Raw genomic sequence first — 26,430 nt, forward strand, 5'->3', positions numbered from 1 at the left:
GACATTAGTGAATGGCGACCCTAGGTCGCCATTCTTTTAGTTGATAGTGCGATACGTACTTCTGCTTCGAGTGTGCTGTCAGGCGCTGAATAATAAGAGGAAATGGAATTATGGAAGAGCGCAAGTCCACTGCTAGTCCGTTGTTTATTCGGCGCATTGTCGTTGAGGGGCTTCATGGGCAAATGGATGTCGATATGACGCTGGGCCCAGGTCTGAATGTCATCTATGGCAAGAATGGTCGTGGCAAGACGACAATGCTGCACCTTCTGGCTAATCTTCTTGAGCTCGATTTCAACAGATTTAGATACATCAAGTTTCAGCGAATCTGCGTTTGGACGTCTGCAGATGACAAGGTCGAAATTGAAAGGGATGAGGATAGTTCGGCGATCAGAGTATCTGTTAACGGGGCTTTGACCGGATCTTCTATAGACGCGCTATCGCCGCTAGAGCTGACTTCTCTCAGAACTGTTCTCGGCGGCCGCGCGACATATCTTCCGGCTTTCCGCTCGGTTCTGGAGCGAACAAGGCGAGATGGATATGGTGTTGGCAGGTACAGTGAAGCACGATCTGAAGAATTGGAATCGCTTCAGAAATTGGAATTCATAGCCTTGAGGGAGGGTTCCAGAGAAAATCTGTCCCCCCGGCAGGTGCACGAGGAAGCACTCTCCTCGGTAGAAAAAACACTTGTTTGCCGCCAGTGGTTTGGCGAATTTGTTCCTGTTATTCGCTACCCAAGTATTTCAGATGTCGAGACTTCCTTAACTGAAGAGTGGCGCCGCGCACAGTACGAAATAACTGCCAAAGAGCAGCGAATGTTCGAGGAAACATTCGTAAAGGTATTTAGAGTTAGTGCTGGGCTAGAAAGCACTGAATCCAAGGATTCCAATGAAGGTATTCTTCAGGAGATATCCGATCTTCTTGAGGCTCAGGAATTGGCTTCGGGTGTCGAGAATTCCAAAGAAATAAATCAGGACCTTCTGCGGTCCGCACGTCAGCTTGGCTCGTCACCTCAACCCTCTGGAGTCAATAGATATCTTCTTGATATTTATAGGAAGGCATTGTTGGAGCGAGAGGGGACTCGAAGAAATGCGCTTCGCAAAACGCGAGAGTTCGAGAATTCAGTTAACAAATTCTTGGATGGAAAACAGCTGAAGATTGGCAGGAACATTGAGGAAAAGCGGCCGACGAAAAGACTTGTTTCAATTTCGACCGGGGCAGGTCATTCATATGGAATGAATGCGCTCTCCTCGGGTGAGAGGCAAATTATAACGATGCTGTACTGCGCGAGCCGTACCAAGTTCACGTCTGGAATGTTCCTGATTGACGAGCCGGAGCTTTCGCTCCATATCGATTGGCAGCGCATAATTCTCAACGAGTTGACCCGCCAAGCACCGGATCGACAAATTGTCGTGTGCACTCACTCGCCTGAAGTTGGGGCTGAGCATTTGTTCGATGTTCAAGATTTTGAGCCTAATGCTTCTGCGCGAAAGCAGCCTTCACTTTTTGACGATGTTCAGCCTGATGACGTGGATGAGGCATAAGAAATGGGATCGAAATACAGCATAAATGGATTTATTAATGCAGCCCTGCGGAGGAGTGGCAAGACGCTCCTTGTAGAAGGGATATCCGACCGGAATGTTATTCTTAGGCTGCATGCTGAAAGGGATTGTGACGCAGTATTTACGGTTGATCAGGCCGGCATTCTTGAAGGTGAATGCTGTGCTGGAATGGGTAATAAAGAAAAAGTGAAGGAAGTGGTAAGAGTGGCGCAGCAGCTCGCGAATAATTTGCCGAGGATCAATGATGTGCTCGCGGTGCTGAAAGATCGGGAATGGGATGGATTGCCCCCGGGTGAGTTCCGACTTTCTAATGCTTGGGTCGCGCCTGTCCAGGGAGCCAGAGAATTCTCCACGCAAGGTCATTCTATTGAGAACTACAATTTTCGGCGGGATCATGTCGTCGCCTATTTGAAGATGGCGTTTAGTGGGTCACTGAAGAATGGATTCTTCTCATTAATTAATGATGAATTTAAAAAAATCCTTGTAGTCTCCTCGTGTCTTTCGCTTGCACTGCAGGAGGAGGGGGTTTTATCAAGGGTAGGGGGGTTATTGAGGCACGAGCACTTTGAGCCCAATTCAGATCGTGTTGTGATCGCCACTTCCTTGATCTCTTCACTTGAAAGTCGAGGATGTGCCGAACCTCGAGCGAAAATGATCGTCGATCGTATAAATGGGCTTGTTGAGAATCATGAGGATTCCCTCAGCACAAATATCTCAATTCAATGGCTTCCTCATGGTCACGCGGGAGAGGAGTGTATCTGGGCGTGTATAGGTGCATACGCTCGCCTTTCGGGGGTTGATAGTGTGGTCTGTAACAGCATTGTGAGTTTTGGGCGGGATGAGCGGCAACGTTATATGGCAACTTTGTTGGCTAAAACAGTGCCTGAGGATATTTTCCCCCTGCCTGAGATAGTGGAATGGCTTGCGGCTTAGGTTTTGCCACACACGTTCCGTGTTTGCCAAGTTTCACACTTTGAGTCTGCAACGCTGTTCCTGCATCATTGCAGGCTCAATTGCCTCTTCTCATTAATTTTCCTCAACAATCATTTGGCTACATGTGTGCGTGAACGCTCATCTTTATCGGTGAACCTGCAACCGCTCAGCCACCTGCGCAGTCAGCGCCACACACGCCATCTTCAACCCCTCCATCACCCGATCCCCCAGGTACTCCTCGGGCGCACCATTCTGCCGAGTCCGCTCCGCAGCCAGCATCAGCTCCGCTACCACGCGCAGACCAGCCAATGCGCAATCCGCATCCGCCAACTGAAGGCAGCGCCCAGGCAATTGATGCCGCTCCGGCCAAGGCTGGCCGTCCGCCGCTGCACCGGTTCCGATGCGGTGTAGCGTGGCGACGAAGGCGTTGGGATCGACGGACGGTTCGCGCTCGGGTTCGGCGTTGTCCGGATCGTAGTGCGCGTGCAGGGAACGGAAGTCCGATGTGTTCATGGCAATGCTCCGTACAGGACAGATAGCAGTGCCACCGATAAAGGTGGCGGACGGTGCGGGCTCGAAAACCGGTATGTACCAGACCGGCGGATCCGAAGATCCCCACGCACCGCCCGCCATGGAACGCGAACGGATTGCCAGCCGGCGCCACACAAAGGCGACGCCGGCCGGCAAGCGCATACATCTGGTACATAGACGGGTTTTCGAGTCCCGCGCCACCCTTTTCCGGTGGCACGCCAAGAGATACCCGTGCAGCAACCAAATGCCAAGAAACCACAGGACTGATGATTGCCAGTCCTGACGTTTTCGGCATTGTCGCACACGGTGTTAAGCCAGCAAGCGATTGCGCCACAAGGGTCTTGAAGGGCTTGGCGCTATTGGCTCCAAGCGCAGGAATGCCCGCAGCCACGGTTATGGCGTAGGCCCAATTGCGACAGATTGGGGCAGCGGTTCAGCCGGGTGGCGCCTCGGCCGTGGGCGCGAAGGTCAGACGGACCCGCACCCGCGCATGCAGTGCGACGCCCTCAACCACGACCGGATCAAAGCGCCACTGGCGTACTGAGGTAAGGGCCGCACGATCCATCTCCCGCAGTCCGCTGGACCGCGCCACCATCACGTTGGAAACGTGGCCCAGCTCATCCAGCTGAGCAACCAGCACCACCTGCATGGGAGCCTGCAGGAAGGTATCGGGCGGCCTGGCAGGGGCCGTTGAATACTCAATGGCAGGCGCCTGCTGCAGCTCGAAGGTGGGGTTGTCACCGCGCTCCACGAACACCTCAGTGGAAACCTGCGGGTCTGCCGCCATGGCCGTGGCAGGTGTAGCGCCCAGCTGCATCAGAACGAGGTTCAGTGCCAGGGCGGTGTTGAAGCGGGGCATACGTGGTTTCCATTCCAGTGCGCTGCCAGCATAGCGGCCATCCTCTGGCATCGCTTGCCTTGAATGCCGGTGTACGGGATTGCTGCGCGGACTACATAGGCGCACCCGACCGTGGCCACAGCGCATCGTCGCGATCCAGGTGGTAGTCGCTGCCGAACGCCAGTGCAGCCTCGCGTGGAGGGAGGTCCGCGTAGCGGCCCAGCAGGTACTCATCCATGCCGACGTCGCAGTGGTACGCAGCCGCAGACATTGCGTGTGCAGTACCAGCGAAGTCGCCCAGGCCATTGTCGATGAGGTGGATCGACAGCAGAAGTACCAGCGATTGCGGTGCCGAATGCAGATTGCCGGGAAATTCGTCAACTAGCCGCCAAAGGCACCCGGACGCAGAGAGCTGTCGTAAATGCCCGGATCTCGGCTTCAGATTGTCAGCGCATTTTCGATTAGGAAGTTAGCGGCGCCGCACAGAGGATCTTTAGGCTTGTTTCTGGTCTCCATGAGTTGCATAAATTCCTATGGAAATTGGGGCCATCCTGTCGTTCCAATGTCGTAGACTCTGCAAAAATGGATTGGCCCACAGGGGGGGGCTGAAGATGAAAGGGAATTCTCTCGTGGCGGCAGGGATACTGTCGCACGGCCCAGGCGCGCCTTACGCCGCCAATCTTTCCATGGTTTTTAACCAGCCTCAACTTCGGTGCACCAAGCCGATGGCCTTGCCCACGGCTGTGCGGTAACGGGCAACGACGCCTGTACCCAAGCACGCGCCACGCACTCAACACCGATCATTTGAATCTCAGTCGTACTGATCAGTATGAGGCGACACGGATTGTCGCGTGCTCCCCGCAGTCTGTTCCCACACTTTGAGGGGGGCGGCGACTTAGGTCGGGCCCAGCAAGGAACCATGAGTCAACGCTCAAACAAGGACCCACTCGCCAGGAATCTTGTCCTGTTGCGGCTGATCCCGCGCTATCCGCGTAGCATCTCCACAGTTGAACTGCGTGATGCACTGTGGGCGGAGGGTTTTGATATTAACTTGCGCTCGTTGCAGCGCGATCTCTCGGGAAAGCTGAGCACGCTCTTCCAGCTGGTATGCAGCTCAGAAGACAGTGATGAGGCTGTGCGTCGCTTGCGTCCTTATCGATGGTCATTTGCCGCAAGCGCGCAGACGACAGTCCCCTCCATCAGTCCGGCGGCGGCGTTGGCGATGACCATGGCGGAAGAGCACCTTCGCCATATCCTCCCGCCTACCGTTCTCGATCTACTAGACCCGCATTTCAACGAGTCCCGGGCTTTGCTGCAGGCAATGGACCACAACGGCTTTTCGCAGTGGTCTCGGCGTGTTCGGGTAGTCCCTCCCGTGAAGCCGCTTCTACCTGCTTCGGTTGTGCCGGAGATCTGGGACCGCGTCGCTACCGGTCTACTCGCCGGCCGCGTACTTCAGGTTCGGTATCTCAGCCGCGCAAAGGAGACGCCGGTAGAACTGATGCTTCATCCCGCGGGACTTGCATCGCGCGGAGCGACGACTTATCTGATTGCTCGCGTCGGCGACTTTGATGATTTTCGCCACTATGCCTTGCATCGCATCCTGGATATCTCTGTACAGGAGGAGGAGGCCGACGATCGTGGCTTCGATATGCCGAGCTATCTACAGTCGGCCGCGTTCAGTCCCCGCAACAGCATTGGGACCACAGAGCTGCATGCCGAAGTGCATCCGCATCTAGCCTGGGCCCTGGCCGAAACGCCACTTGCCACCGGGCAGCAGCTGCAGGCCATCGAAGAAAGTGACTGGCAAAGGCTGCGGGTCCAGGTGCCTGACGACCAAGAGATGATCACTTGGATTCTGGCCCAGGCCGAGCGCATCCGTGTAATTGAGCCAGATTCCCTCCGCCAGCGCATCGCAGTCCGAGTGCAGAGCGCAGCAGCAGCTTACCTGCTGACCGACGTCTGATTCACACCCCAACGCTGTTCATACCCAACACCACCACTGCCAGGAAACAAGAACATGCCACTACCCATCATCATCGGACTCGGCGCTGCGGCAGCCCTCTCGGTTGGCGCCAAGAAGGTCTACGACGGCTACAAGAAGCATAGTGAATCGGACGACATCGCCGATGCCGCGCGTTCCCGCTATCAGGTTCGTCGAGAGCAGTTTGATCGCCAGGAGGCCAAGGCACTTGAGTCGCTCGACGCGCTCGGGCAGTTGGAACTGAGCATCGGAAAGGACTTCGAGCGCTTCTCATTGCTGTCGGCGGCATTGTTGGAGCAGCTCAACCAGAGCCGCGATCTGAAGCTCGAGGTCAAGCTGCCGCGGCACACGTTGCAGAAGGTCGAGGCCTATGCGTATTCCGCGGTGGGTGTGCTGGGGAGTATTGCCGGGGCGGGCGCTGGTGGTGTCGCCGCTGGCTTCGCCGTGTATGGCGGCGTGATGACGTTTGCTGCGGCTTCAACGGGCACTGCCATCTCCAGTCTGGCGGGTGTTGCGGCGACGAATGCGACGCTGGCAGCGATAGGTGGAGGATCGCTGGCTGCTGGTGGGATGGGTATCGCGGGCGGCACGGCCATCCTCGGCGCCGCGGTAGCCGCCCCCATCTTCGCCATTGCGGGTTGGGCCTATGACAGCCATGGCGACAAGGCGTTGAAGAATGCCAAGCAGTCCAGCATTGAGGTCGACAAGGCTGTTTCCAAGATGGAAAAGGCAGGCGTTTCGCTTGCGAGCACTGCGCTGTCAGCACGCAAGGTGAAGGCGGCGTTGGAAGAGATCCGCGTCAACTTCGAGCGCTACCTCGATACGCTGGAGGGGATGGACAGTCTCGTAGGCGGTCTGAAGCGCCTGGGTCGGAATGTCGACGAAGAGCTGTCGAAGTTTGAGGACGAGATCATGCTGGCCATCGGCAATGGCTACGCGTTGGCGGCGATCCTAACCGACATCATTTCCACGCCACTGTTCAAGGTCAAGATGAAGGATGGCGATGTGGTGGTAAGCACCGATGGCGTGCCGCAGATGGAGACTGACGCGGATGGATCGATGATTCTCAACAAGGACGGCATTGACGCGGCCTTGGCTGAAGGTCGCAACAGCGCAATGCGATTCAACCCCCAGTAAGCATCCAGTGGCGGGTGCTCGACATCCGCCATCTTCATCAAATCTCCTCATTTGGACTATCCCATGATCTCATCGTATGCAGATCACGATTTCGACTGGATGCCCCAGTTGGAGAAGACCGTCGTGAACAGCCTGGCGACCAGCTTTGGCCTCGACTTCCTGTTGCTTCAGGATAAGCAGGGGGGGGATGTGGACACCATCCACAATGTTCGTCAGGGGCACTACGTGGCGGATGGTGACAGCGGTGCCGCCAATACCGAAAGGCAGCGGTATGAGAACCGCGGGGAGTACGACACCACGGCCTATCACACCCACGACAACTACAAGAACCAGGGCAGGGCGGACAAGACGAGCCATCAGGCCGGCACGCTCACGGATCCTTATCGTGGGAAGACCATGGGGGCGCAGGACAAGCGTGCCTTGGATCATGTCATCGCGGCCAAGGAGGTGCATGACGATCCGGGTCGCGTGCTGGCGGAGTTGGATGGGGTGGAGCTTGCCAACCGGTCCAGCAATCTGCAGTCAACGCACCAAACCATCAATTCTTCCAAGGGCGCCAAGCCGGTCGACGCGTATCTGGCCGACGTCTCCAGGACCATCAAGGAGAATGAGCGGAAGATCGCGGCGTGGAAGCGGGAGCTGGATGCAATGCCGCGTGACACCCCGGAACAGCAGCATCATGCAAGAACCCTGGAAGCCGGCATTGCCAAGGTTGAAAAGCGCAATGACACGCTGAAGGACATTGACCAGGACGGAATGCGTCAGCGTGATGCCGAGGCGCGTGATGCCTATGAGCGGGAGGTCAACGTTGCTTACTACACCGGTAGCAAGTTCCTCAAGAATACAGCGTACGCGTCCGCGAACGTCGGGCTGCGAATGGGGCTGCGCCAGGTGTTAGGGTTGATTGCGAGCGAGGTTTGGTTTGAGTTGCGGGCCAAACTCCCGTCAGCCCTGAAGGGGTTGAAGCGGCGATTCACGTTCGAGCGATTTCTTTATAGGGTAAGTGCGTTGCTTAGTGGCATCTGGCGAAGGGTGCAGCGCCGATTCGGCGACTTGCTTGCTGAATTTGGAGACTCCTTCCTCGGCGGCGTTGCGGCCAGCATCACCACGACGGTGTTCAATATCTTCGCAAGGTCGGCCAAGAACACCGCCAAGATCATCCGCGAGATGTGGGGGTCGCTGGTGAAGTCGATCAAGATCATGTGCCTCAACCCGGGCAGGTTGAATGACATCGATCAGAAGCGGGCAGCACTGGAAGCACTTACTGTGGGTGCAGGGGCGATCGCGGCTTCACTGGTTCTGAGCCAGCTGGCAGCGCTTTCTGCGACCCCAATCATCGGCGGGCCGCTGGTTTCGTTCCTGGCGGCACTGGTGAGTGGCGTGGTGACCTTGGGCTTGACCTGGTCACTTCTGCACAGTCCTTTGGCTGCAAAGATATGGGATTTCATGGCGCGCAGCGCACATGTCCAGACTCTGGCGGACTTCATCGAGATCAACCGTCGCCTTGATACCTACCTGATGGAACTGGCTGCGATTGAACTGAATGTTGATCCGTGCGCGATGGTTGAATTTGCTCAGGACCTGGCGGCCTGCAACGCTGAGTTCGAACGCTCGTTGGTGCTGGCGACTGAGATCGAGCGACGTGGCATTGAATTGCCATACGAGGTTGGCAATGTATCTGGCACGCGCGCGTGGCTTTCTGGACTGGCTAGGGCGTGAACGCGCCGTTTCCGTGCAGCGGCTGTGGACTTTGTTGCCAGCAGGTCCACGTGGCTGAGCAGACGCGTTTCCTGGACAGAGGCGATGGAGTCTGCCGCCACTACTGCGAAGAGAATCGGCGCTGTGGCATATACGAAGATCGACCCGACATTTGTCGAGTCGATCTTCAATTCCATAGGCACTATGCGGCAACAATGTCTTGGGATGCCTTCGTTGAGATCAACGTGCAGGCATGCCGCTTTCTGCAGGCACAGGCTTCGCCAGGGGCTGATCAGCGCGGTTCCTGATCGAAAACCGACGGGTCATCGCGATTGGCCAACCAGTGGCCAACGCCATAGAGCGCAAATCCGTATACAACAACTGCTCCAATGATTCTGAACATCGCACTTCCTCTTCTTGGTTGAGGGGAGTAGGCGTCCCTGCCTCAAACGATTCCATCGAAGTCCATTCTGTGTGAAGTTGCGACAACATGTGTCGCAGGTCTGAACTTCTGGCGTGGAGCTTCAGTTCTCCCGAGATCTTACGTTCTGCCAATACACTGGACTGGGCGGCACGTGCCTGTTCGTGCCCAACCACGATGCGGGCACGGCTAGAACGGAAAGCAGTGCTAGCTACCAGAAGGTGGCGATCTATCCGGTCCCGACCCACCCGTAGAGCCTGACTCCCGACAAGAAGAACAAAGTGCTCTTCGTGAGTGTCAAGGCCAGCGAAAGGAGCGTGGACGAGCGCGCGGTGCGGGGCCGGTTGCAAGGCGTGTTGCCACGTCAAGGCAAGGAAGGCGGGGCTTCCTCTGCCGAACTGTGCTTGCCAGAAACGTGCTGATTGCGACATCGAAAGGTACTATCCCGTCTCGGAGGCCAGTTGGCTGTTGGCGCGCATCCAGAACTGACCCACTTTCGGCGGTGATGCGCGGGTAAAACTGACCCACCTGAAGCCCACATCCTGAGCATCTTTTGCTCGGGGGATTTCAGGAGTGATCACCATGGTCATGTTGGCCAAGATCCGGCGGATGCATTTCCGCGATGGCCTGCCGCTGCGCGAGATCGCCAAGCGCACGGGCCTATCCCGCAATACCATCCGGCGATGGCTGCGCAGCGGCCAGTCCGAGCCGGTCTATCCCAGGCGAGCCTCGCCCTCCCGGCTCGATCCCTACCGGTCCCAGTTGGAGACGTGGCTGCGTGCCGACAGCCATCGTCCCCGGCGGGAACAACGCACCGCCAAGGTGCTGTTCTCGCAGTTGCAGGCGATCGGCTATCCGGGCACCTACACCCGGGTGACGGCCTTCATCCGCCAGTGGAAGGCGGCCGGCGGCGCCAGCCGCCGCCCGGCCTTCGTGCCGTTGCACTTTCCTCCGGGTGAAGCCTTCCAGTTCGACTGGAGCCGCGAGTACGCCTTCGTCGGCAGCCACGCCAAGATGCCGCTGGATCTCGCCCACGTGAAGCTGGCCTGCAGCCGCGCCTTCTGGTTGGTGGCCTATCCCACCCAGAGCCACGAGATGCTGTTCGATGCTCATACCCAGGCGTTTACCGCCTTCGGTGGCGTGCCGCGCCGCGGCATCTACGACAACATGAAGACGGCGGTGGACGGGATCGGCCAGCACCGGGAACGGCGGGTCAACGCCCGCTTCCACGCCATGACCAGCCACTACCTGTTCGCCGCGGAGTTCTGCAACCGCGCCGCGGGTTGGGAGAAGGGGCGGGTCGAGAAGAACGTGCAGGACCGGCGCCGACAGATCTGGATCGAGGCCGGGGCCCGCCACTGGCCAGATCTGGACACCCTCAACGCCTGGCTCGCCAGCGAGTGCCGCGCCGCTTGGCCGATGCAGGCGCATCCGGATGCCTCCGACATCACCGTGGCCGAAGCTCTGGAGGACGAACAGCCCCACCTGATGCCGATGCCCGCGCCCTTCGACGGCTACATCGAGCGGCCGGTGCGGGTCAGTTCGACCGCGCTGGTCAGCTTCCAGCGCAACCGCTACAGCGTGCCGTGCGAACACGCCCACGCCGTCGCCAGCCTGCGCGTGTATCCCTTCGAACTGGCCGTGGTGGTCGGCGAGGCCGAGGTCGCCCGCCACCGGCGCAGCTTCGAGCGTGATCGGGTCCACTACGACTGGCAGCACTACATCGCCCTGGTCCAGCGCAAGCCGGGGGCACTGCGTGACGGCGCGCCGTTCCTGTCCATGCCCGATCCGCTGCGCAAGCTGCAGCAGGTGTTGCTGCGCCAGCCTCACGGCGACCGCGCCATGGCCCAGGTGCTGGCCGCCGTACCCGTGCACGGGCTCGAAGCGGTACTGGTGGCGGTGGAACTGGCACTCGAGTCCGGCCTGGTGCGCGCCGACCACGTGCTCAACGTGCTGGGGCGATTGCAGCATCCGGACCGCACGATCGAGACGGTCGCCTCGCGAGTGACGCTGCGTCATCCGCCGGTGTCCGATCCGGCCCGCTACGACGCCCTGCGGGAGGCAGATCATGTCGACGCCTGACCTGCCGCTGCGCATGCAGCAGCTCAAGCTGCACGGCATGGCCAGCCAGTGGCCCGAACTGCTGGCCAAGATGCGCCTGCACACCATGGAGCCCGAACACTGGATGGCCGAACTGCTGCAGGCCGAGTCCGCCGAACGGCAGGTTCGTGCCCAGGCCAACCAGATGAAGGCCGCACGTTTCCCCGTCCATCGTGACCTGCTCGGGTTCGACTTCGCGGCCAGTCCCGTTGATCGCGCACTGGTCGAACGACTCCACCAGGGTGACTTCATCCACACCCCCGAGAACGTCGTCCTTGTCGGTGGACCGGGCACCGGCAAGACCCACCTGGCCACCGCCATCGGCATCCAGGCCGTGCGCCAGCATCGCCTGCGCGTGCGCTTCTTCTCCACCATCGAACTGGTCAATGCGCTGGAGAAGGAACAGGCCCAGGGCAAGGCCGGGCAGATCGCCCTGCGCCTGACCTATGCCGACCTGGTCATCCTCGATGAACTGGGCTACCTGCCGTTCACCCCCTCAGGCGGCGCGCTGCTGTTCCACCTGATCAGCAAGCTCTACGAGCGCACCAGCCTCGCCATCACCACCAACTTGGCCTTCTCCGAATGGGGTCAGGTGTTCGGCGACGCCAAGATGACCACCGCGCTGCTGGATCGCATCACCCACCACTGCCACATCCTGGAGACCGGCAACGACTCCTGGCGGCTGCGCAACAGCACCGCCGCCAACAAGACCAAAGCCAGAATCAGGGCAAAGGAGGCCACCACCCAGACCACCAACTGATACCCTCAGCCCCGTACACCGGGTGGGTCAAAGTTCAACGCGCAGCCTGGGTCAGTTTTAAGTGCGCGCCAACAGTTGGCCGCACTAGATGAGACAGGGGAAGCAGGGATGGCGTACTGGTGGGTGAACCAAAAGCAGACGTTTGATCGGGCGGTTAAGGCAGGCTATTTGTGGTCGCCGAAGACTAATGTGGAGGGAAAGACGAATCCCTTCTATGAGCACATGACCCAGGTGCAGCCGGGCGATGTGGTCTTTGCGTTTGCCAACACTCGAATCAGGGCGGTTGCGGTCGTCAATGGGGTGCACTACGCGAGGGATCGTCCTGATGACTTCAAGAAGACGGACAACGAATGGCGCAAGGACGGCTGGGCCGTTCCAGTGGACTATCACCTAATGGAAGCCCCGCTAAAAGTGAGCGATCACATGGTGAAGATTGGGCCGCGTCTTCCGAAAAAGTACTCTCCGCTGAAGCTGGATGGAAAGGCTAACCAGGCCTATCTGTTCCCTGTGCCCGAGGCGATGGCCACTGAGCTGTTGGCGCTGCTCAACGTTGACATTGACCAGCTGGGTGATTGGCAGGACGAGGTGTCGGTCAAGCAAATTAAGGAAGACAACAATATTGGTGAAACCGTAAGGGCCCAGCTGATCAATGCCAGAGTGGGACAGGGTATCTACCGGAAGCGCGTGAGCGAAATTGAAGAATCCTGCCGCGTTACTGGTACGAGTGAGCCCAAGTTTTTGATCGCCAGCCACATCAAGCCCTGGGCGAAGAGCACCAACGATGAGCGTCTTGATGGGAACAATGGCCTCATGCTGGCACCTCATATCGATCGGTTGTTCGATCGCGGGTACATCTCGTTTGAAGATGACGGCCGACTAGTCGTGAGCAGCCAGTTGCCCGAGGCGGTGCGCTTGAAGTGGGATATTGTGCAGAAGATTTCGAACGTTCCGTTCTCCGCGGCGCAGATCTATTACCTGAACTACCATCGAGATGTGCTGCTGCGTAAGTAGGTGAGAATCGCCGATTGTAGGCATCCCAAAATTGGGGATGCCTGCAATCGGAGGGATTTGACCGATAATGGCCCGAATCGCTCATTGCGCTGGTAATTGTCTGAGCAATTCACGGTGGTGGTCGGGGTTTGAGCGAGGGGCTGAATGAAGGTCAGCTGCTGGAATCCTCAGCGTCAGCCATTGAGCGCAGCCTTCATCTGAACCCGTGCTCACCCCATGCTTGCCGCACGCACCTGGATATCCTGCTGTGCGCGCTCGTCCTGCAGTTGCTGCTCCTGCTGATTGGCCAGTGCGCGCTGCTGCGCTTCCCTGCTGACCGAATCGAACTGCAGCAGTGATTCCTCCACAGGCGTCTGCGCCGCTTCTGCCGTTGGCATGGAGGCGCGCAGATGGGCAGGATCGTTCGCCTCGCCCTGCACCACGAAGAGGGTATGGCCGGCAGGATGCGTTGCCGTGGCGTTGCTTACGAGTACGTGATCAACGTGGGACAGATCATTGTCCTTGGCCAGAACCAGCAGGCTTGCCGTCATCCTCTCGCTCGTGGCATCGAAGCTTCGGCCGTGCTGGGCATCCAGCTCCGCTACGCCCTCGCGGATCTGCTGATAGAGCGGGTGATCGGGATGACCGGGTTGCATTGGATTGCTTTCCGTCAGAGCGGCCGACGGCGGCGCTACATGCTCAGGGAGGTCGCGCTCCTCATCTGAAGGGGAAGAGGGGGGCGCTGCCTGACGGGTAGCGTCTCCGCCAACGTCAGCCGTTCTGGGGCCTGCAGGTTCCGGCTCCGGATCGTCCTGGGCCGGTAGTGGCGGAACTGGGAGATCCAACGGGACTTCCTGGGCGGTCCTTGGGGCCTGCTCGCTCTCAGAAGGTTGCGGCAGCGGCTGCTCTGCTTTGTCTTGAGCTGTAGCGACGGCAGGCTGCACCGGCAGTGCATCCGCAAGCTTCTGCGGCTCAGCACCGCCCTGATGCGCTGGACCCTCAGCCCTGCGCTCCTGCATGTGAACTGGCTGGGTTGAGCCTGCACTGTCCGCAGTACTTGCGACCGAGGCATTCCCCTGCTCATAGGCCCGCTCTGCGGTCGGTTCATGCTGCGAGGCACTTTGAGGGCCCACTGCCGGTGCAGCCGGTGTCGGCTCCTCCTTCCGAACGTCCTGCCGGGCGGCATCCTCTGCACGCTGCGCCGAATCGGCTTGTCGTTCAGGGCGACTCTCTACTGGCTGCTCACTCTCACGGGAGGGACGCGTGCGCTCTGGCTCAACAATCGACGCCGAGGGCGCGGCGATGACAGGAGCGGGCGCCGGAGTGGGCTCGCGAGCGGGTTCAACGACAGCACTGGCTGCCGCACCTCGTTGCAGGTCAGTGTCGCCCTTCAGTGCCTCAACCGGGTCGATCTGCACCCCTCGCGCCTCCAGCACGGCCGCAGACGCTGCCTGCTGCGCATCCACCGCCGCACTGCCTTGACGATTGGCCTCCTGCAGCGCTTGCCGGTGCGCGTCCTGCTCCCTTGCAGTCAGCGCAGCAATGCGTAGCTCGGGTACGTCGGGCGTCGTCGCCTGATCTGCAGGCGCAGCGCCTTGGGCAGCTAGTGAAGCCTCAGGCCGAAGCTGCGATTGAGCACGCGCAATATCTTCAATGGTGGTGGTGCCGGTGAGCACCATCCGGTTTCCGCCGGCGTCACCGAACGTGGCGATGGCACTTTCTGCGCTGGGCGCGTGGGTGCGGGGATCTGGCATCAGTTCCAGAACCACGTCGCCTGTTCTGCCCTGCAGATTCAGCGTCTGCTCCACCGCGACGGCTGTAGCTGCAAGCTGCTGCTCGGTGCGCTCGATGCCATGGCGCGCGTAGAGCGCATCCACCTGGCCGCGAATACCCTCGTGTGCAACCTGTGCGGTGTCCTTGAGCTGCTTGGCGATGTCGTGCAGCCCGGCGATACCGTCATTCTGGCTTTGCCAGGTGATCTCCAGCTCGTCGCTCAGATTCCGGTTGGCGGCGCTGTCAAAGATCACACCCTTGCTGACCCATTGGCCGTCCGCCTGCCGTGTATAGGCATTGCCATCACTCGCCTTCAACGTGTCGGCGCTGGCTTGCGCGTCCTGAATGGCACGGGGAATGGATGGATTGTTCGCGTCGCCGAAGTCGCTCCAACGTCCTTGCTCGTGAGCAACCATGTAGCGCGCAGCCATCGCGGCTTTGGTGTTTGACGCGTTCTGGGCGATGACCGTGCGCGACTGTTCATCCAGAGCCTGCGCCTGCTCCGCCGAGACTGGCAGGTGGCGGCTGTTGGGCACTCGGCCATCCACCATTTCCTTGATTTCAAGTTCCCATTGTCCCGAGCTGGCATCGCGTACAAAGGCGCGATCGGTCTCGAAGGCGCCTCGTGCCGGCTCGGCCAAGCCATTGGCGTTCAGCCGGTAGGGGTTCTGTGGGGGTGGCGGATTCGACAAGCCCAACTCATACGAGGCCCGGGCCGCCTGCCAGTTCAACTGGCGCTCCAATGTGCCGGTGGCAACATAGCTGGTGCGGAAGGTGACGTCGTCACCCTGTGCCGTCTGCACCGGGCGGACTTCGACGCCGGTGCCCAGGTCGGTGCTCTGGACCTGCTGCTGTTCGCCGGCTCGCAGCCAGCGCCCATTGGGATCAGCGGGGTCGCGCGTCCAGGTGCGCCCCATCGGGTCAACTTGGGAGTAGACGCGTTCGATGTCTTTCTGCTCGGCCCAGCGTTCGCCGAGATACGCACCGAGGACACCGCCACCGATACCCGTTGCAATGGCGCCGGGCCCCGTCCACGAGCCCGAAGCGAGGCCGACACCAGCGCCGCCAAGAAAGCCCCCCACTGCACCGCCGACGTTGCGGCCGACGAAGTGTGCAGCGGTGGAATCTGCGCCTGCGGCATTGCCTTGCGAGTTCAGCTCAATCCACTTGTGCCCGGAGGTGGCGAAGTCGTGCGCAAGCAGTGCGACGCCCGCAACGCCGGCAACCTTGATAGCGGGGTTGATTCCGGCGTGCATGCCATGCGGTGCAACGTCGGCCACTGCTTCGGCAACCGTCGCCGCACGGGGAGGGCCGCGTGGAGCTCCTGGCTGCAGGGGCGCGTGCGATGGTGGTTCGGGAAGATCAGCGAACAGACGTGGCCCTGTGCCCAGGTTGGCATGCGCGGCGACCCAGTTCGCACGCGTGGTCGACATCTCGCTCAGGTTCAACGCGCTGTAATCGTGCAGCGGTCGTTCGAAGAGCGTCTTGCTGACAGCGTCATAGCCATCGATGGGTTTGAGATGCAGGCGCACCTGCGCAACATCGACGGGTTGCGCGCTGTTGGTGGTGGCATGCTGCGCGAGGCTGCGCTCAAGCGCCTGGTACTCGGCGGCGGACTGGCTTGCGAAGGCCAGCGGCTCAGGCCCGAAGGCACTTATGGGATAGCCGTTGATGCGGACGTTGGGGTGGTCGAGGGCGGTGGCTAGCTCAAATTTGTGGAAGCCACGCTCGGGCTTGGCATTCTCGACAAATGCCACCAAGGGCTTGCCTGTGGCGATGGCGTTCTCGAAAAACTTGGGGCTGCCAGCGTTCCACATCATGTCTTGGAGCGCGCCGACGCCGTTACCCATCGGCTTGAAGCCCCGAGCATCCATGAATGCCTGGAACTTGTCGGCAACCGTGTGAAAGTCCGGATGAGCCTCAGGTTTGTCTACAATCTCTTCAATGTACTTTCCCCACGGGGTATCCCCGATGATACCTGCCCTTCCCTGCAAACTCTTACCGTAGTCCGTTGCATTGAAATAGTTGCCCTTGTCGAAGCTGTCCGTGCCCGAGAACGCTACATAGTCAACGCCGAACGGAAGTTCAGCGGGGAAGCTGCGTAGCTTTGAGTTGACGAAGTCTTCGTAGCTCGTTACTCCGTCGGGCCCGGAGCCTGGGGATTTCAGGTAGCTGACTATCTCTGCCTTCTGCTGGTCGGTGAGCTGTGCCCCACTGGCCGCATCTGTGGCAGGCATCAGGGTCGTCAGTGCGAAATTTTCAAATGAGAACTGGGGCATATCACCCTGCCTCAGCCTGCTTCTGCGGAACAAACAAGCTGCCTAGAACTACTTCCTCGTTCCGTAGCTGAATTCTGTCCGCTGGCGTCGCGATGCCAAGTTGAAGCAATGAATCAGCCCGAGCTACTGCGATGTAGCGAATGCTCTCGAAAATGCTGGGTTGATTGGAGAATACATTAAGAAGTCCCTGCGCGACGGCGCGGATGAATGCAGGAACTTCATCGGAATTTCCTATTTCCTCTTTGAAATCGATGATCGATTTCAGTACTTCACTGGTACCAAGGTCCAACGTGTAAATGCGCTCACGGCCGTCCTCGTCAATCGTAAGCGTTTCTCTTCCAAAGATGCCAAGCGACGCTACCCGCTCACCGTCACGACGGAAAGTGTATTGATACTCAGTGACTTCGCGTCCATCGGGCAGAGTGGCTGGTAGAACCCGCGGGTAAGAAATTCTCACCGCGCTGGGTGCATCGAATGCAGAGTTGGAATCGGGCCTGAATTCAATGGGCATCGCCTTTTCCTGAGATTGGCATTGATTGGTGCTGGTGATGAATGTGGCGCGCCTGTGCGTTGCCAGCTTCCGCCAACAGGCGCTGTAGCTGCACAGGTTCAGGAATCACGAGATGCGCCATACATCAATTCCGGCCGAAACCGTTGTAAGGGGGTGGAGTAGGCGTCGCGTCAGTGGCCAAGGTCTGTGCCCCCCGAGATCTTCCTGATCACACACGACAGAATGCATTCTGCCCGCTGTCCCGTTGGGATGCTCAGATTGCGGCACGCGGACTTGCGAAAATGTGTTCATCAGCAATTCCATTGCTCTGTTTCCAAAGAATATACGACTCCCTCCCGCCGCACTCCATATCCTCGGCCCTACGCCGCCGGAATGCACGCTGGTTCACACATTCAGAAAGCCGATCCCGCAGCTTGGGCCTCTCCACCTGCCTCCCATCCCACCTATGCCATCATCCGGCCAGGACCGCAGCACCCATCAAGGCTGAACAGGCATGGAGCAGGCAACACGCTACACCGCAACGCTGTACCTGGCCGCCCCCGGCACTCCGCTAAGAAGTGGGGGCATTTCGCCGCGCGGCCATATGTATCTGCAGGTGGCCGCGGGCGACGAGGCCCACAGCTATGGCTTCGCACCACCGCGCCAAGTGCCGGGCGAAACCCGCTCCGGCGTGCAGTACGCGCAGGTTCGCCACGATGATGCGGACGAGCATCTGGACCCGTACTACAGCCGCACCCTGGAAATCACCGAGGAGCATTACGGCTGCCTGCGTGATTTCGCTGAGGAACCGGCCGAGTTCGAATTTGATGTGGATCGCCCGGCCACCATCAATCGCTGCAGCGATTTCGTCTGGGCGGCGCTGCACTACGCCGGCCTGCATCCGCTGCCGGCGCCGCTGGATGGCGGCAGCAACCTGGGCGAGTTCGCGGTGTTGTTCAACCTGCCGGAAATCCAGTGCATTGCCGCGCCGTTCCCGGGCAGCGATCTGAATGCCGAAACCCATCATGCGATGCCCGAGCGCGAGGCCGAGCACCATCGCCAGGGTGACCGCGCCAGCGATGAGCCGCCGCCGACGCCGATTGAAGTGGCCGGCACGCTGCTGGACCCTTCTCATCCCGACCATCGCCTGTTCTCGCAGCTGATCCAGAAAGTGGCCGAACTGGATGCCGCGCATGGCCGCCCGTTCGATGCGGCCAGCCAGCGCATCAGCGCCAGCCTGCTGGTGCTGGCCAAGCAGAACAATCTCTCGCGCGTGGACCACGTGCTGCTCAGCCAGCCGACGAAGAGCAGCCATGCGGCGGAGAGCATCTTCATCGTGCAGGGCGACCGCAACGACCCGGGGCACCGCCGCGCCAGTATCGCCACCGAGGTGGCGGCCAAGACCGATGTGGCTGATTCGCTGCGGTTGAAGGAGCAGTAATCCGCGCGCCTGCCATGCGCGCGCCGGCGCACGCCACGCCCCCCACCTGCTACCATTCCCCGGCAACCCCAGCCAGCCCACCCTGCGCAGACAGATGCAGGTCGGGCCGTCGCAGTACGGCCCAGCGAGCCAGGACACCTTCCCGTGCCCATTCAAGGACGCTCGCATGTTCCGTAATCCTCTTTTCCGCTCGGCCGCGCTGGCCGTTGCCGTTTCGCTCAGCCTCGGCGCGCCCTCCGCGTTCGCCGACAACGCACCCGCCGCCAGCGCCACCACTGCCGTGCAGCGCCAGGCCGTGGCCAAGGGCCTGTACGAGCTGGCCTACAGCCCGAAGCAGAACGCCGTGTTCGTGGCCTCCTCCGGCGGCTTCGGCGATGACGCCGACCCGGCCCAGGTGCTGCGCCTGAACCCGACCACGCTGGCCGTGGAAACCCGCATCCCGCTGGAGCGCAAGGCGTTCGGCGTGGTGCTGGATGACGCCCACAACCGCCTGTACGTGGGCAACACCGTGGACCTGTCGGTGACCGTGGTCGACACCGCACAGAACAAGGCCGTCGGCACCATCCAGTTGATGGAGAAAAAAACCGGCAAGGACGGCAAGGCCGCCTACACCCACGACCTGCGCGAGCTGGTGGTCGACAGCGTGGCCAACCGCCTGTACGTGACCGGCCACAGCAGCCAGCCGGACGTGAGCAGCGTGCTGTTCGTGATCGATACCACCACGCTGAAGGTGATCAACACCATCGACGGCCTGGGCAATGCCAAGGCGCCGGGCCTCGCACTGGATGCGGCCAACAAGCGCGTCTACACCAGCAACCTGCTGGCCGACCTGGTGGTGGTGGGCACCGATTCGAACAAGGTGGTGGCGCAGCACAGGATCGCCGCCGAGCAGCCGATGAACATCGCGCTGGACCCGGCCGGCAAGCGCCTGTTCGTGACCGACCAGGGCTCGGAATTCCTGCGTGGCTACCAGGCCAAGAGCAGCGGCCTGGTCAGCAAGCATCCGGGCCAGCGCGTGCTGGTGCTGGACCGCAGTACCGGCAAGGAACTGGCCAGCATCCCGACCGGTGCCGGCCCGCTGGGCATCCTGCTGGATGCACCGCGCAAGCGCCTGTACGTGACCAATCGCGAAGCGGGTACGGTGACGGCGTACAACAGTGACACCTACCAGAAGGTGGCGACCTACAAGGTGCCGACCCACCCGAACAGCCTGGCGCTGGATGCGAAGAACAACGTGCTGTTCGTGAGCATCAAGAACGGCGAGAAGGATGACAAGGGCGCTGACGAGAGCGTCGCGCGCATCCAGCTGTAAGCGGTGCCCAGGCTGTAGACGCGGGGGCAGGCCGCGATGCGCTGCCCCCTTTTCAAGCTGCAGCGCTTATCCCATCCGCGGCGCAGGATTCTGCATTTCCTGCGCCTGCACCTCGACCTGCGGCTGCACACCCAGCCCCAGCTTCTGCATCGATTGCTCCACCGGCGTCTGCGCCGCCATAGCCGTCGGCATCATCGCGCGCAGGTGCGCCGGATTGGCCGGGTCGCCCTGCACGACGAAGACGTTGTGCCCGGCCGGATGATTGGCCGTGGCGTTGCTGACCAGCACGTGGTCGACCTGCTGCAGGCCCTGCTCGCGGGCCAGCACGGTCAGGCTGGCGGTGAGGCGTTCGCTGGTCTGGTCGAACGCACGGCCGTGCTGGGCATCCAGTGCGGCCACGCCCTGGCGGATCTGCTGGTTGAGGCCGTAGTCGGGGTGGTTGGGGGTGATCTCTGCCATGGCCATCGAACGGTAGCGGTGGGTCGTGGGTGAACCCCCCAAGTATAGATCCGACCCGTGAAGCGCGCCCGAGGGGTCAGTCTGCCGGCCGATGGTCGTAGCTGATCACCCGCTCGGCCAACCAGCGCCCGTCCACGCGACGCCAGACTTGGATGAAGCGGGCCTGGCCCACCCAGCGCTCCACGCCGTCCTTGCCGCGTTCATGGAAGCGGTGGTCGCCGATCTCCAGCGCCCGCTCCTCGTGTAGCGGGAACACCTGCAACGAAGGCTCCACCCGCTCGCGGCGCAGGCTCCAGCCGCCCTTGCGCGCATTGCTGCACATGGTGGCCACGCTGCGGCGGAAGTCTTCGCGGCTGCTGGCCGACTTGCCATCCTTGTCATGGAAGAACTCCATGTCCTGGGTGGTCATCGCGGCGGCCTTGTCGGCATCGCAGGCCTCGAAGGCGGCGGCAAACAGCTGGGTGTCGGCCTGGCGGATCTGCCCGCGCAGGTCATCGGAGGGCGCGGGGGCGGCGGCGAGGCCGGCGGCCAGCAGGGGCAGGGTGAGCAGCAGCATGGCGAGTCTCCAGGGAGGGTTCACGCAGGCTCGCATGGCGTTCGGGGCGCTGCAGCCGGCGTCCGACGAAACGGCCCTTCCACGGAGTGAATGCCCGCATTGGCGGCTCGGCTCCAGCGCCAGGGCTGCCGTCTGTGCAGGGGATGTCATGGCAACCGGCGATTCCATCACGGTCGCGATAGGGGCCGGCCCGTAGCCTGAAATCCTCCCCTTCCACAGGAGGTTCCATGCCTGCTTCCCGCATCCGCCTGCACGTTGAAGACACCGGTGGCGACGGCCGCCCGGTCATTCTGATTCACGGTTGGCCGCTGTCCGCCGATGCATGGAAGACGCAGGTGTCGATCCTCCGCGACGCCCAACACCGGGTGATCAGCTACGACCGGCGCGGCTTCGGCCGTTCCGACAAGCCCGCCGAGGGCTACGACTACGACACGCTGGCGGCGGATCTGGCCGGGGTGATCGAGGAACGTGACCTGCGCGACGTGACCCTGGTCGGTTTCTCGATGGGCGGCGGTGAGGTGGCGCGGTATGTGGCCAATCACGGGCAGGAGCGCCTGCACAGCGTGGTGTTTGCAGCAGCGGTGCCGCCGTATCTGCTGCGCGGCGAGGACAACCCGGAAGGTCCGCTCACACAGGACAAGGCCGACGAAATGCGTAGCGGTCTGGAGAAGGATCGCGAGGCGTTCTTCGATGGCTTCACCCGCGATTTCTTCAGTGCCAATGGCAAGCTGATGGTAACCGAGGATGAGCGCCAGGCCGCAATCGCGCTTTGCCATCAATCCGACCAGACGGCGGCGCTGGGTTGCATGCAGGCGTTTGCCACTACCGACTTCCGCGACGATCTGAAGAAGATCACAGTGCCAACCCTGATCCTGCACGGTGACAGCGATGCCATCGTGCCGTTTGAAGGCTCGGGCCAGCGCACGCACCGGGCCATTCCGGGCAGCGAAGTGGTGATCCTGGAAGGCGCACCACATGGGTGCAATACCAGCCATGCGGACCGCTTCAATCTGGCGCTGCTGAACTTCCTGAAGCGGTAAGCTGCGGCCATGCGCCAGACCAAGACACCCCCGTGGAAGAAGCCCAACCCCAAGGGCCAGACCTCGCAGCCGCTGTCGCCTGCGCAGAAAGAGGCGGCGCGGCAGCGGGCGGAAGAGAATGGGCGGCGTTATCCGAATCTGGTGGACAACATGTGGGCCGCGAAGCTGCCGCGCGGATCCTGATCTGTAGAGTCGAGCCGTGTTCGACCCCGCACGGTGCCCATCCACGCATGGCGTGGATCTACTGCAACAGCAGCCTGGCCTGGTCCGGCATCTATATGCCGTCCAGCGGCGTCCAGCCGGGTTCCAGCCACGGTGAGATCTCGCTCTGGCGGACAGTGATTGCCTCCGTCGGCAGCCCCGCCAAGCGCGCAAGCTCTGCACGCAACAGCTCGGAATCCACCGGCGCGGCCGTAGCCACCTGCAGCCGATCACTCTGATGCCTCACCTGTACCGGCAGCGTGGCGTACGCGTCATGCTGGCCGCCGGTGCGCCCGATCGGGTAGCGCATTGTTACCGGCCGTGACAGCTGCGCCAGTGCGGGCTGCCACGCCTGCAGCACGAGGGGCTGCCCGGCAGCGGGAACATGTACTTCAGCAATCGTGGCCGGGTAGCCCGTAAGGCTCTCGACCAGCACCTGGAAGCGCGCGCCATCCGGCATGACCAGCACGGCGGCAATCAACGCAGAGAACGAAACGAACACCGCCGCGAGGTTCCAGCTGCGCGGCGCGGTGGCCGGGCGCGTTGCGGTGCGCAGGCCCGGTCTGCGCCGCAGCTTGCGCGCGTAGATGCGCCGGTCCTTCCTGCGCGGGCTGCTGCTGTGCTCGGGCAGGTTCAAGGGCACCCGTGGAAGGCGCGCCACGCGGGCCTTGATCAGGCGCGACAGCAGCATCCACGCGATCACGAACGCCAGCAGCGGAAGCAGCGTTCGCACCCACAGATACAGCGTGACCATCCACAACACCTCTACATGCGACCATCCATGCTCATCCACATCCTACCGGGACCACGCGGCGGTTGTCGTATCCGCCAGCCGACAAGCACAGGGCGCTTGGTTAGGATGGTCCTTTGTTGTCACGGATGAACCGATGGTCTCTGCTGCTGCCCGCTTCTGTCGTATCTGTGGTCCTGGCCCGATTCTGCTGGCACTGCAGGTCGTGGCGCTGCTGGCGGTAGCCCTTGCAGCCGGCTTCTTCCACTACCGCGTGGGATTGCTGCTGGAGCCGGTGGATGACGCATGCGGTGGGCCTGATCCTGTCGCGCGCATGCAGGTCGCAGAACAGCTGCTGGCGCGGTCCGCTGCGCTTGCACCATGGCAACCGTTGCAGTGGATTCCGATGGCAGGCGTGGTACTGGCGTTGCTGGGCGCGATGTCGATCAGCGTCTACCGTCTGGGGCGTCTGTCCGAACGCCTGCGACGCGCCAACTGGGGGGTGATGGCCCTGCACGCCGCGATCCTGGCGCTGGCGCTCAGGGCATTGCACCTGTACGACATGGCGTGGACCAGCGTGGCCAAGCTGTCCCCAGCGGCGTGCCTGGTGGAACTGGGCGAGCAGGGCCGGCTACCGCTGGCACAGGCGCAGCAGGTGGTGTTCGAGATCCTCACCCATGAGCATGCGCCGCTGCTGCGCAATCCCGATGACCTTGCCCTGGTGCTGGTCGCGTTGATGCTGGTGGCAATGGCTGCAGGATTCATGCTGTGGCGGGCGATCGTGCGCGAACGTCAGGTGCAGTCGCCCAGCCCATAACGGGTGTGTGACCGACCACGCGCCCGCAATCGCGCTACAGTCTGCGCTTCGCTCCTGCAAGGATGTGCTGATGCGTTGGTTGCTGCGTGCTGTGCCATTGCTGCTGTGTTCGTTGGCGGTACACGCCGCTGAAGTGGATCGCCGGATCGCGGTGACCATCGACGACCTGCCCTGGGCGCGGGTGGACGAGATCGTTCCGCCGGATCTTCAGGCGCGGCATGAAGCGCTGATGGCGCAGCTGCACCAGGCGGGTGTGCCGGTAGTTGGCTTCGTCAACGAGAACAAGCTTGAGATCGAAGGGCAGGTGCAGCCGGCGCGGGTGCAGATGCTGCGCGACTGGCTGGAGGCCGGCTATGTGCTGGGCAACCATACCTACTCGCACATGGACCTGAACGCCAAGGGCGTGCCGGCGTTCCAGCAGGATTTCCTGCGTGGCGAGACGGTGCTGCGGCCGTTGCTGGCCGAGCGCGGGCTGAAGCCGCAGTGGATGCGTCACCCCTATCTGCGTGCCGGGCGCACGCCGGAAGAACGCGCGGAGATGGACGTGTTCTTCAAGCAGCATGGCTACCGCGTGGCACCGGTGACGGTCGACAACGGCGAGTGGGTGTGGGCGTTCGCTTATGCCAACGTGATGAACGAGCAGCCGGATTCCCCGGCGCGCGAGGCGACGCTGGCGCAGCTGCGCAAGGGCTATGTGCCGTACATGCTGAACAAGCTGGACTACTACGAGAAGCAGTCCCAGGCGCTGCTGGGCTACGCGCTGCCGCAGGTCTGGCTGATGCATGCGAACGAACTCAATGCAGCCACGTTCGCCGAACTGGTGGCGGCGACGAAGCGGCGCGGCTATCGCTTCATTTCGCTGGACGAAGCGATGCATGACCCGGCCTATGCGCGGGGCGCCGAGGGCTACAGCGGTCGCTACGGCCCGAGCTGGCTGCACCGCTGGGCGATGGCGGAGAAGAAGCCGAAGGACTTCTACGCCGGTGAACCGGAAGTGCCGAAGTGGGTGATGAAGCTGGCGAAGGTGGACTCGGAATGAGGCTCAGCGCTTGACGGCCAGCACGCCGTCAAGCGCCAGTTCGGCCTTGAACCCCGCCTTTTCCAGGCGCTTGGCCACTTCACGCGGCACGTCGCGGCCGCTGGTCAGCTTGTTCGGCGCGCCGGTGTAGTGGAACAGGCGCCCGCCCTTGCGGATGACGCGGGCGAGGTGGTCGTAGAACACCTGCGAGTACAGTTCGCCGGCGATGCCGAAGCGCGGCGGGTCGTGCAGGATCGCGTCGACGCTGTTGCTGGCCACCTGTTCGATCTGCTGCGAGACATCGCCGTGGCTGAACTGCAGCCGGCCACCGGCCGCAGCCGAGTCCGGATCCGGCGACCACGGGTTGAGCGTGCGCAGCCACATCACGTCGGCATTCTTCTCGAACGAGCGGATCTGGCCGACGCCGGCCTCCAGCGCGCAGGCGGCGAAGTAGCCCAGGCCACCGCAGGTATCGAGGATGACCTTGCCGGCCGGGGCGACCAGCTCGACCTTGCGGCGCGCGTCCTCGAACGGTGACAGCTTGGAGGTCGGCAGCATCTTGATGCCGTCGATCTCGAAGGTCGGTGCGCCCCATTCGGTCGGCACCAGCTTGATCAGCGAGCCGCTGTAGCGCGAGATCGGGGCGAAGTCCTCGCCGTCCCAGTAGTACAGCGTGCGGTCCTTCAGCTTGCCCGGCCACGGGTAGGGCTGGTCACGGAAGCGGAAGCCGTCGGCATCCAGCACCACGCTGTCCTCGCTGCGGCCGAGGTCGAGCGAGCCCTGCCAGTCGGCAGCGCCCTTGTCATGGGCACGGCGCAGGGTATCGGCGCTGTCGCGGGTCAGCAGGGGGCCGGTGTAATGGGGCACGGCGGGTACCGGGGCGGTTCGGGGGAGGGCATGGTACCGCAGCTGTTGCCGGGGCCACGTGTGGCCGCTGCAGTAGATCCACGCCATGCGTGGATGTAGACGGGTGGAGCCGAGCGTGGGCTCGGCGCTACCGCTGGCTGGTGCAGCTGAAGCCGTGCGTGGCTCCTTCTCCTGAAATCATGTTGACGCCGCGTGAGGGCTGCATGCCCTGCAGCGCGCACGACCGACGATGGACGTCCTGGGTTTCCGGTGGCTGCCGATCAAAGTCGTAGCGCAGGCTGCCGTCTTCCTGCAGCAGCCAATGCACGGTAACGCGTTCGTGGCGACCATCACCGAGATCCCAGTCCAGGGTGCGCATGACCAGGGTCTGGCCATCGGGCAGCTGCCGGACTTCGTCATAGGCCCCCTCGGTCTTCGGCGCGCTTACCGCAAGCAGCAGAAACAGCAGCATTGGCATCGCTCCTCAAAGAAGACAGGATGCGCCCATAGTGCCCTG

General features: G+C 61.6%; 26 protein-coding genes. 15 read left to right on the forward strand and 11 right to left on the reverse strand.

Annotated features, from left to right (window positions below):
* The first annotated feature begins 110 nt into the window (after nucleotides 1-110).
* Both ACZK3J_RS01970 and ACZK3J_RS01975 read left to right on the forward strand, forming a co-directional pair.
* A complete protein-coding gene (locus ACZK3J_RS01970; RefSeq protein ID WP_100449284.1) occupies nucleotides 111-1,541 on the forward strand; it encodes an AAA family ATPase in 1,431 nt (476 codons plus the stop codon).
* Nucleotides 1,542-1,544: 3 nt separating this feature from the next.
* The gene (locus tag ACZK3J_RS01975; protein ID WP_146257714.1) at nucleotides 1,545-2,492 is read left to right on the forward strand and encodes a hypothetical protein; all 948 of its coding nucleotides are present in this window, start codon (nucleotides 1,545-1,547) and stop codon (nucleotides 2,490-2,492) included.
* A gap of 144 nt (nucleotides 2,493-2,636) precedes the next feature.
* Here ACZK3J_RS01975 and ACZK3J_RS01980 read toward each other — a convergent pair whose 3' ends face one another.
* The 3 genes from ACZK3J_RS01980 to ACZK3J_RS01990 form a co-directional block, all read right to left on the reverse strand.
* A complete protein-coding gene (locus tag ACZK3J_RS01980; protein WP_279938966.1) occupies nucleotides 2,637-3,005 on the reverse strand; it encodes a hypothetical protein in 369 nt (122 codons plus the stop codon).
* Between the two features lie 451 nt (nucleotides 3,006-3,456).
* Nucleotides 3,457-3,882, reverse strand: coding sequence for an energy transducer TonB (locus tag ACZK3J_RS01985; RefSeq protein WP_478476351.1), 426 nt, complete (start codon nucleotides 3,880-3,882; stop codon nucleotides 3,457-3,459).
* Between the two features lie 91 nt (nucleotides 3,883-3,973).
* The gene (locus ACZK3J_RS01990; RefSeq protein ID WP_478476997.1) at nucleotides 3,974-4,132 is read right to left on the reverse strand and encodes a hypothetical protein; all 159 of its coding nucleotides are present in this window, start codon (nucleotides 4,130-4,132) and stop codon (nucleotides 3,974-3,976) included.
* 648 nt (nucleotides 4,133-4,780) lie between these two features.
* Here ACZK3J_RS01990 and ACZK3J_RS01995 point away from each other — a divergent pair.
* The 4 genes from ACZK3J_RS01995 (at nucleotide 4,781) to ACZK3J_RS02010 (ending at nucleotide 8,988) form a co-directional block, all read left to right on the forward strand.
* Complete coding sequence (locus ACZK3J_RS01995) at nucleotides 4,781-5,827, forward strand: helix-turn-helix transcriptional regulator (protein WP_478476352.1); 1,047 nt, start codon at nucleotides 4,781-4,783, stop codon at nucleotides 5,825-5,827.
* 54 nt (nucleotides 5,828-5,881) lie between these two features.
* The gene (locus ACZK3J_RS02000) at nucleotides 5,882-6,982 is read left to right on the forward strand and encodes a hypothetical protein (protein ID WP_401742501.1); all 1,101 of its coding nucleotides are present in this window, start codon (nucleotides 5,882-5,884) and stop codon (nucleotides 6,980-6,982) included.
* A gap of 63 nt (nucleotides 6,983-7,045) precedes the next feature.
* Complete coding sequence (locus tag ACZK3J_RS02005; protein ID WP_478476353.1) at nucleotides 7,046-8,701, forward strand: hypothetical protein; 1,656 nt, start codon at nucleotides 7,046-7,048, stop codon at nucleotides 8,699-8,701.
* A gap of 50 nt (nucleotides 8,702-8,751) precedes the next feature.
* The gene (locus ACZK3J_RS02010; protein ID WP_197592574.1) at nucleotides 8,752-8,988 is read left to right on the forward strand and encodes a YkgJ family cysteine cluster protein; all 237 of its coding nucleotides are present in this window, start codon (nucleotides 8,752-8,754) and stop codon (nucleotides 8,986-8,988) included.
* A 553-nt stretch (nucleotides 8,989-9,541) separates the two neighbouring features.
* Here the strand turns inward: ACZK3J_RS02010 and ACZK3J_RS02015 are convergent.
* Nucleotides 9,542-9,691 carry a hypothetical protein gene (locus tag ACZK3J_RS02015; protein ID WP_478476354.1) on the reverse strand — a complete coding sequence of 50 codons (150 nt, stop codon included), beginning with the start codon at nucleotides 9,689-9,691 and terminating at the stop codon, nucleotides 9,542-9,544.
* On the opposite strand from ACZK3J_RS02015, the gene istA reads away from it, so the two are divergent.
* From istA to ACZK3J_RS02030, 3 genes are all read left to right on the forward strand, one after another.
* Complete coding sequence (istA, locus tag ACZK3J_RS02020) at nucleotides 9,684-11,183, forward strand: IS21-like element ISPa36 family transposase (protein ID WP_003097546.1); 1,500 nt, start codon at nucleotides 9,684-9,686, stop codon at nucleotides 11,181-11,183. The two genes, ACZK3J_RS02015 and istA, sit on opposite strands and share 8 nt — an antisense overlap.
* A complete protein-coding gene (gene istB, locus ACZK3J_RS02025) occupies nucleotides 11,170-11,961 on the forward strand; it encodes an IS21-like element ISPa36 family helper ATPase IstB (protein WP_003097544.1) in 792 nt (263 codons plus the stop codon). The genes istA and istB overlap by 14 nt, the downstream gene beginning before the upstream one ends.
* 108 nt (nucleotides 11,962-12,069) lie before the next feature.
* Nucleotides 12,070-12,972 (forward strand): HNH endonuclease, encoded by a 903-nt coding sequence (locus ACZK3J_RS02030; RefSeq protein WP_478476355.1) that lies wholly within the window; start codon nucleotides 12,070-12,072, stop codon nucleotides 12,970-12,972.
* Nucleotides 12,973-13,181: 209 nt separating this feature from the next.
* On the opposite strand, the gene ACZK3J_RS02035 is transcribed toward ACZK3J_RS02030, so the two are convergent.
* The gene (locus ACZK3J_RS02035) at nucleotides 13,182-17,003 is read right to left on the reverse strand and encodes an XVIPCD domain-containing protein (RefSeq protein ID WP_478476356.1); all 3,822 of its coding nucleotides are present in this window, start codon (nucleotides 17,001-17,003) and stop codon (nucleotides 13,182-13,184) included.
* A 1-nt stretch (nucleotide 17,004) separates the two neighbouring features.
* Nucleotides 17,005-17,514, reverse strand: a complete 510-nt coding sequence (locus ACZK3J_RS02040; RefSeq protein ID WP_478476357.1) for a hypothetical protein — start codon at nucleotides 17,512-17,514, stop codon at nucleotides 17,005-17,007.
* Between the two features lie 493 nt (nucleotides 17,515-18,007).
* Here ACZK3J_RS02040 and ACZK3J_RS02045 point away from each other — a divergent pair, with 493 nt between their 5' ends.
* Together ACZK3J_RS02045 and ACZK3J_RS02050 are read left to right on the forward strand one after the other, a co-directional pair.
* Entirely contained in the window at nucleotides 18,008-18,934 is a 927-nt protein-coding gene (locus ACZK3J_RS02045; RefSeq protein WP_099479146.1) for an XVIPCD domain-containing protein, read from the forward strand.
* 166 nt (nucleotides 18,935-19,100) lie between these two features.
* On the forward strand, nucleotides 19,101-20,246 hold the full coding sequence (locus ACZK3J_RS02050) for a YncE family protein (protein ID WP_478476358.1): 1,146 nt from the start codon (nucleotides 19,101-19,103) through the stop codon (nucleotides 20,244-20,246).
* Nucleotides 20,247-20,312: 66 nt separating this feature from the next.
* On the opposite strand, the gene ACZK3J_RS02055 is transcribed toward ACZK3J_RS02050, so the two are convergent.
* A complete protein-coding gene (locus tag ACZK3J_RS02055; protein ID WP_049448862.1) occupies nucleotides 20,313-20,705 on the reverse strand; it encodes an XVIPCD domain-containing protein in 393 nt (130 codons plus the stop codon).
* A gap of 76 nt (nucleotides 20,706-20,781) precedes the next feature.
* Complete coding sequence (locus ACZK3J_RS02060) at nucleotides 20,782-21,261, reverse strand: DUF4440 domain-containing protein (RefSeq protein WP_049448825.1); 480 nt, start codon at nucleotides 21,259-21,261, stop codon at nucleotides 20,782-20,784.
* A gap of 227 nt (nucleotides 21,262-21,488) precedes the next feature.
* Between ACZK3J_RS02060 and ACZK3J_RS02065 the strand changes: the two genes are divergently transcribed.
* Nucleotides 21,489-22,301 carry an alpha/beta fold hydrolase gene (locus ACZK3J_RS02065; protein ID WP_099604895.1) on the forward strand — a complete coding sequence of 271 codons (813 nt, stop codon included), beginning with the start codon at nucleotides 21,489-21,491 and terminating at the stop codon, nucleotides 22,299-22,301.
* 9 nt (nucleotides 22,302-22,310) lie between these two features.
* A complete protein-coding gene (locus ACZK3J_RS02070; protein WP_005412082.1) occupies nucleotides 22,311-22,484 on the forward strand; it encodes a hypothetical protein in 174 nt (57 codons plus the stop codon).
* 91 nt (nucleotides 22,485-22,575) lie between these two features.
* On the opposite strand, the gene ACZK3J_RS02075 is transcribed toward ACZK3J_RS02070, so the two are convergent.
* Complete coding sequence (locus ACZK3J_RS02075) at nucleotides 22,576-23,256, reverse strand: hypothetical protein (RefSeq protein WP_164222367.1); 681 nt, start codon at nucleotides 23,254-23,256, stop codon at nucleotides 22,576-22,578.
* A 133-nt stretch (nucleotides 23,257-23,389) separates the two neighbouring features.
* Here ACZK3J_RS02075 and ACZK3J_RS02080 point away from each other — a divergent pair, with 133 nt between their 5' ends.
* Nucleotides 23,390-24,049, forward strand: coding sequence for a hypothetical protein (locus ACZK3J_RS02080; RefSeq protein ID WP_043033956.1), 660 nt, complete (start codon nucleotides 23,390-23,392; stop codon nucleotides 24,047-24,049).
* A 70-nt stretch (nucleotides 24,050-24,119) separates the two neighbouring features.
* Nucleotides 24,120-25,088, forward strand: coding sequence for a polysaccharide deacetylase family protein (locus ACZK3J_RS02085; RefSeq protein WP_478476359.1), 969 nt, complete (start codon nucleotides 24,120-24,122; stop codon nucleotides 25,086-25,088).
* A gap of 3 nt (nucleotides 25,089-25,091) precedes the next feature.
* Here ACZK3J_RS02085 and ACZK3J_RS02090 read toward each other — a convergent pair whose 3' ends face one another.
* Entirely contained in the window at nucleotides 25,092-25,934 is an 843-nt protein-coding gene (locus tag ACZK3J_RS02090; protein WP_049448817.1) for a class I SAM-dependent methyltransferase, read from the reverse strand.
* Nucleotides 25,935-26,061: 127 nt separating this feature from the next.
* A complete protein-coding gene (locus ACZK3J_RS02095; RefSeq protein WP_446832356.1) occupies nucleotides 26,062-26,385 on the reverse strand; it encodes a hypothetical protein in 324 nt (107 codons plus the stop codon).
* Nucleotides 26,386-26,430 lie beyond the last annotated feature (45 nt).

The sequence above is a fragment of the Stenotrophomonas sp. 86428_Sma genome (assembly GCF_056481585.1).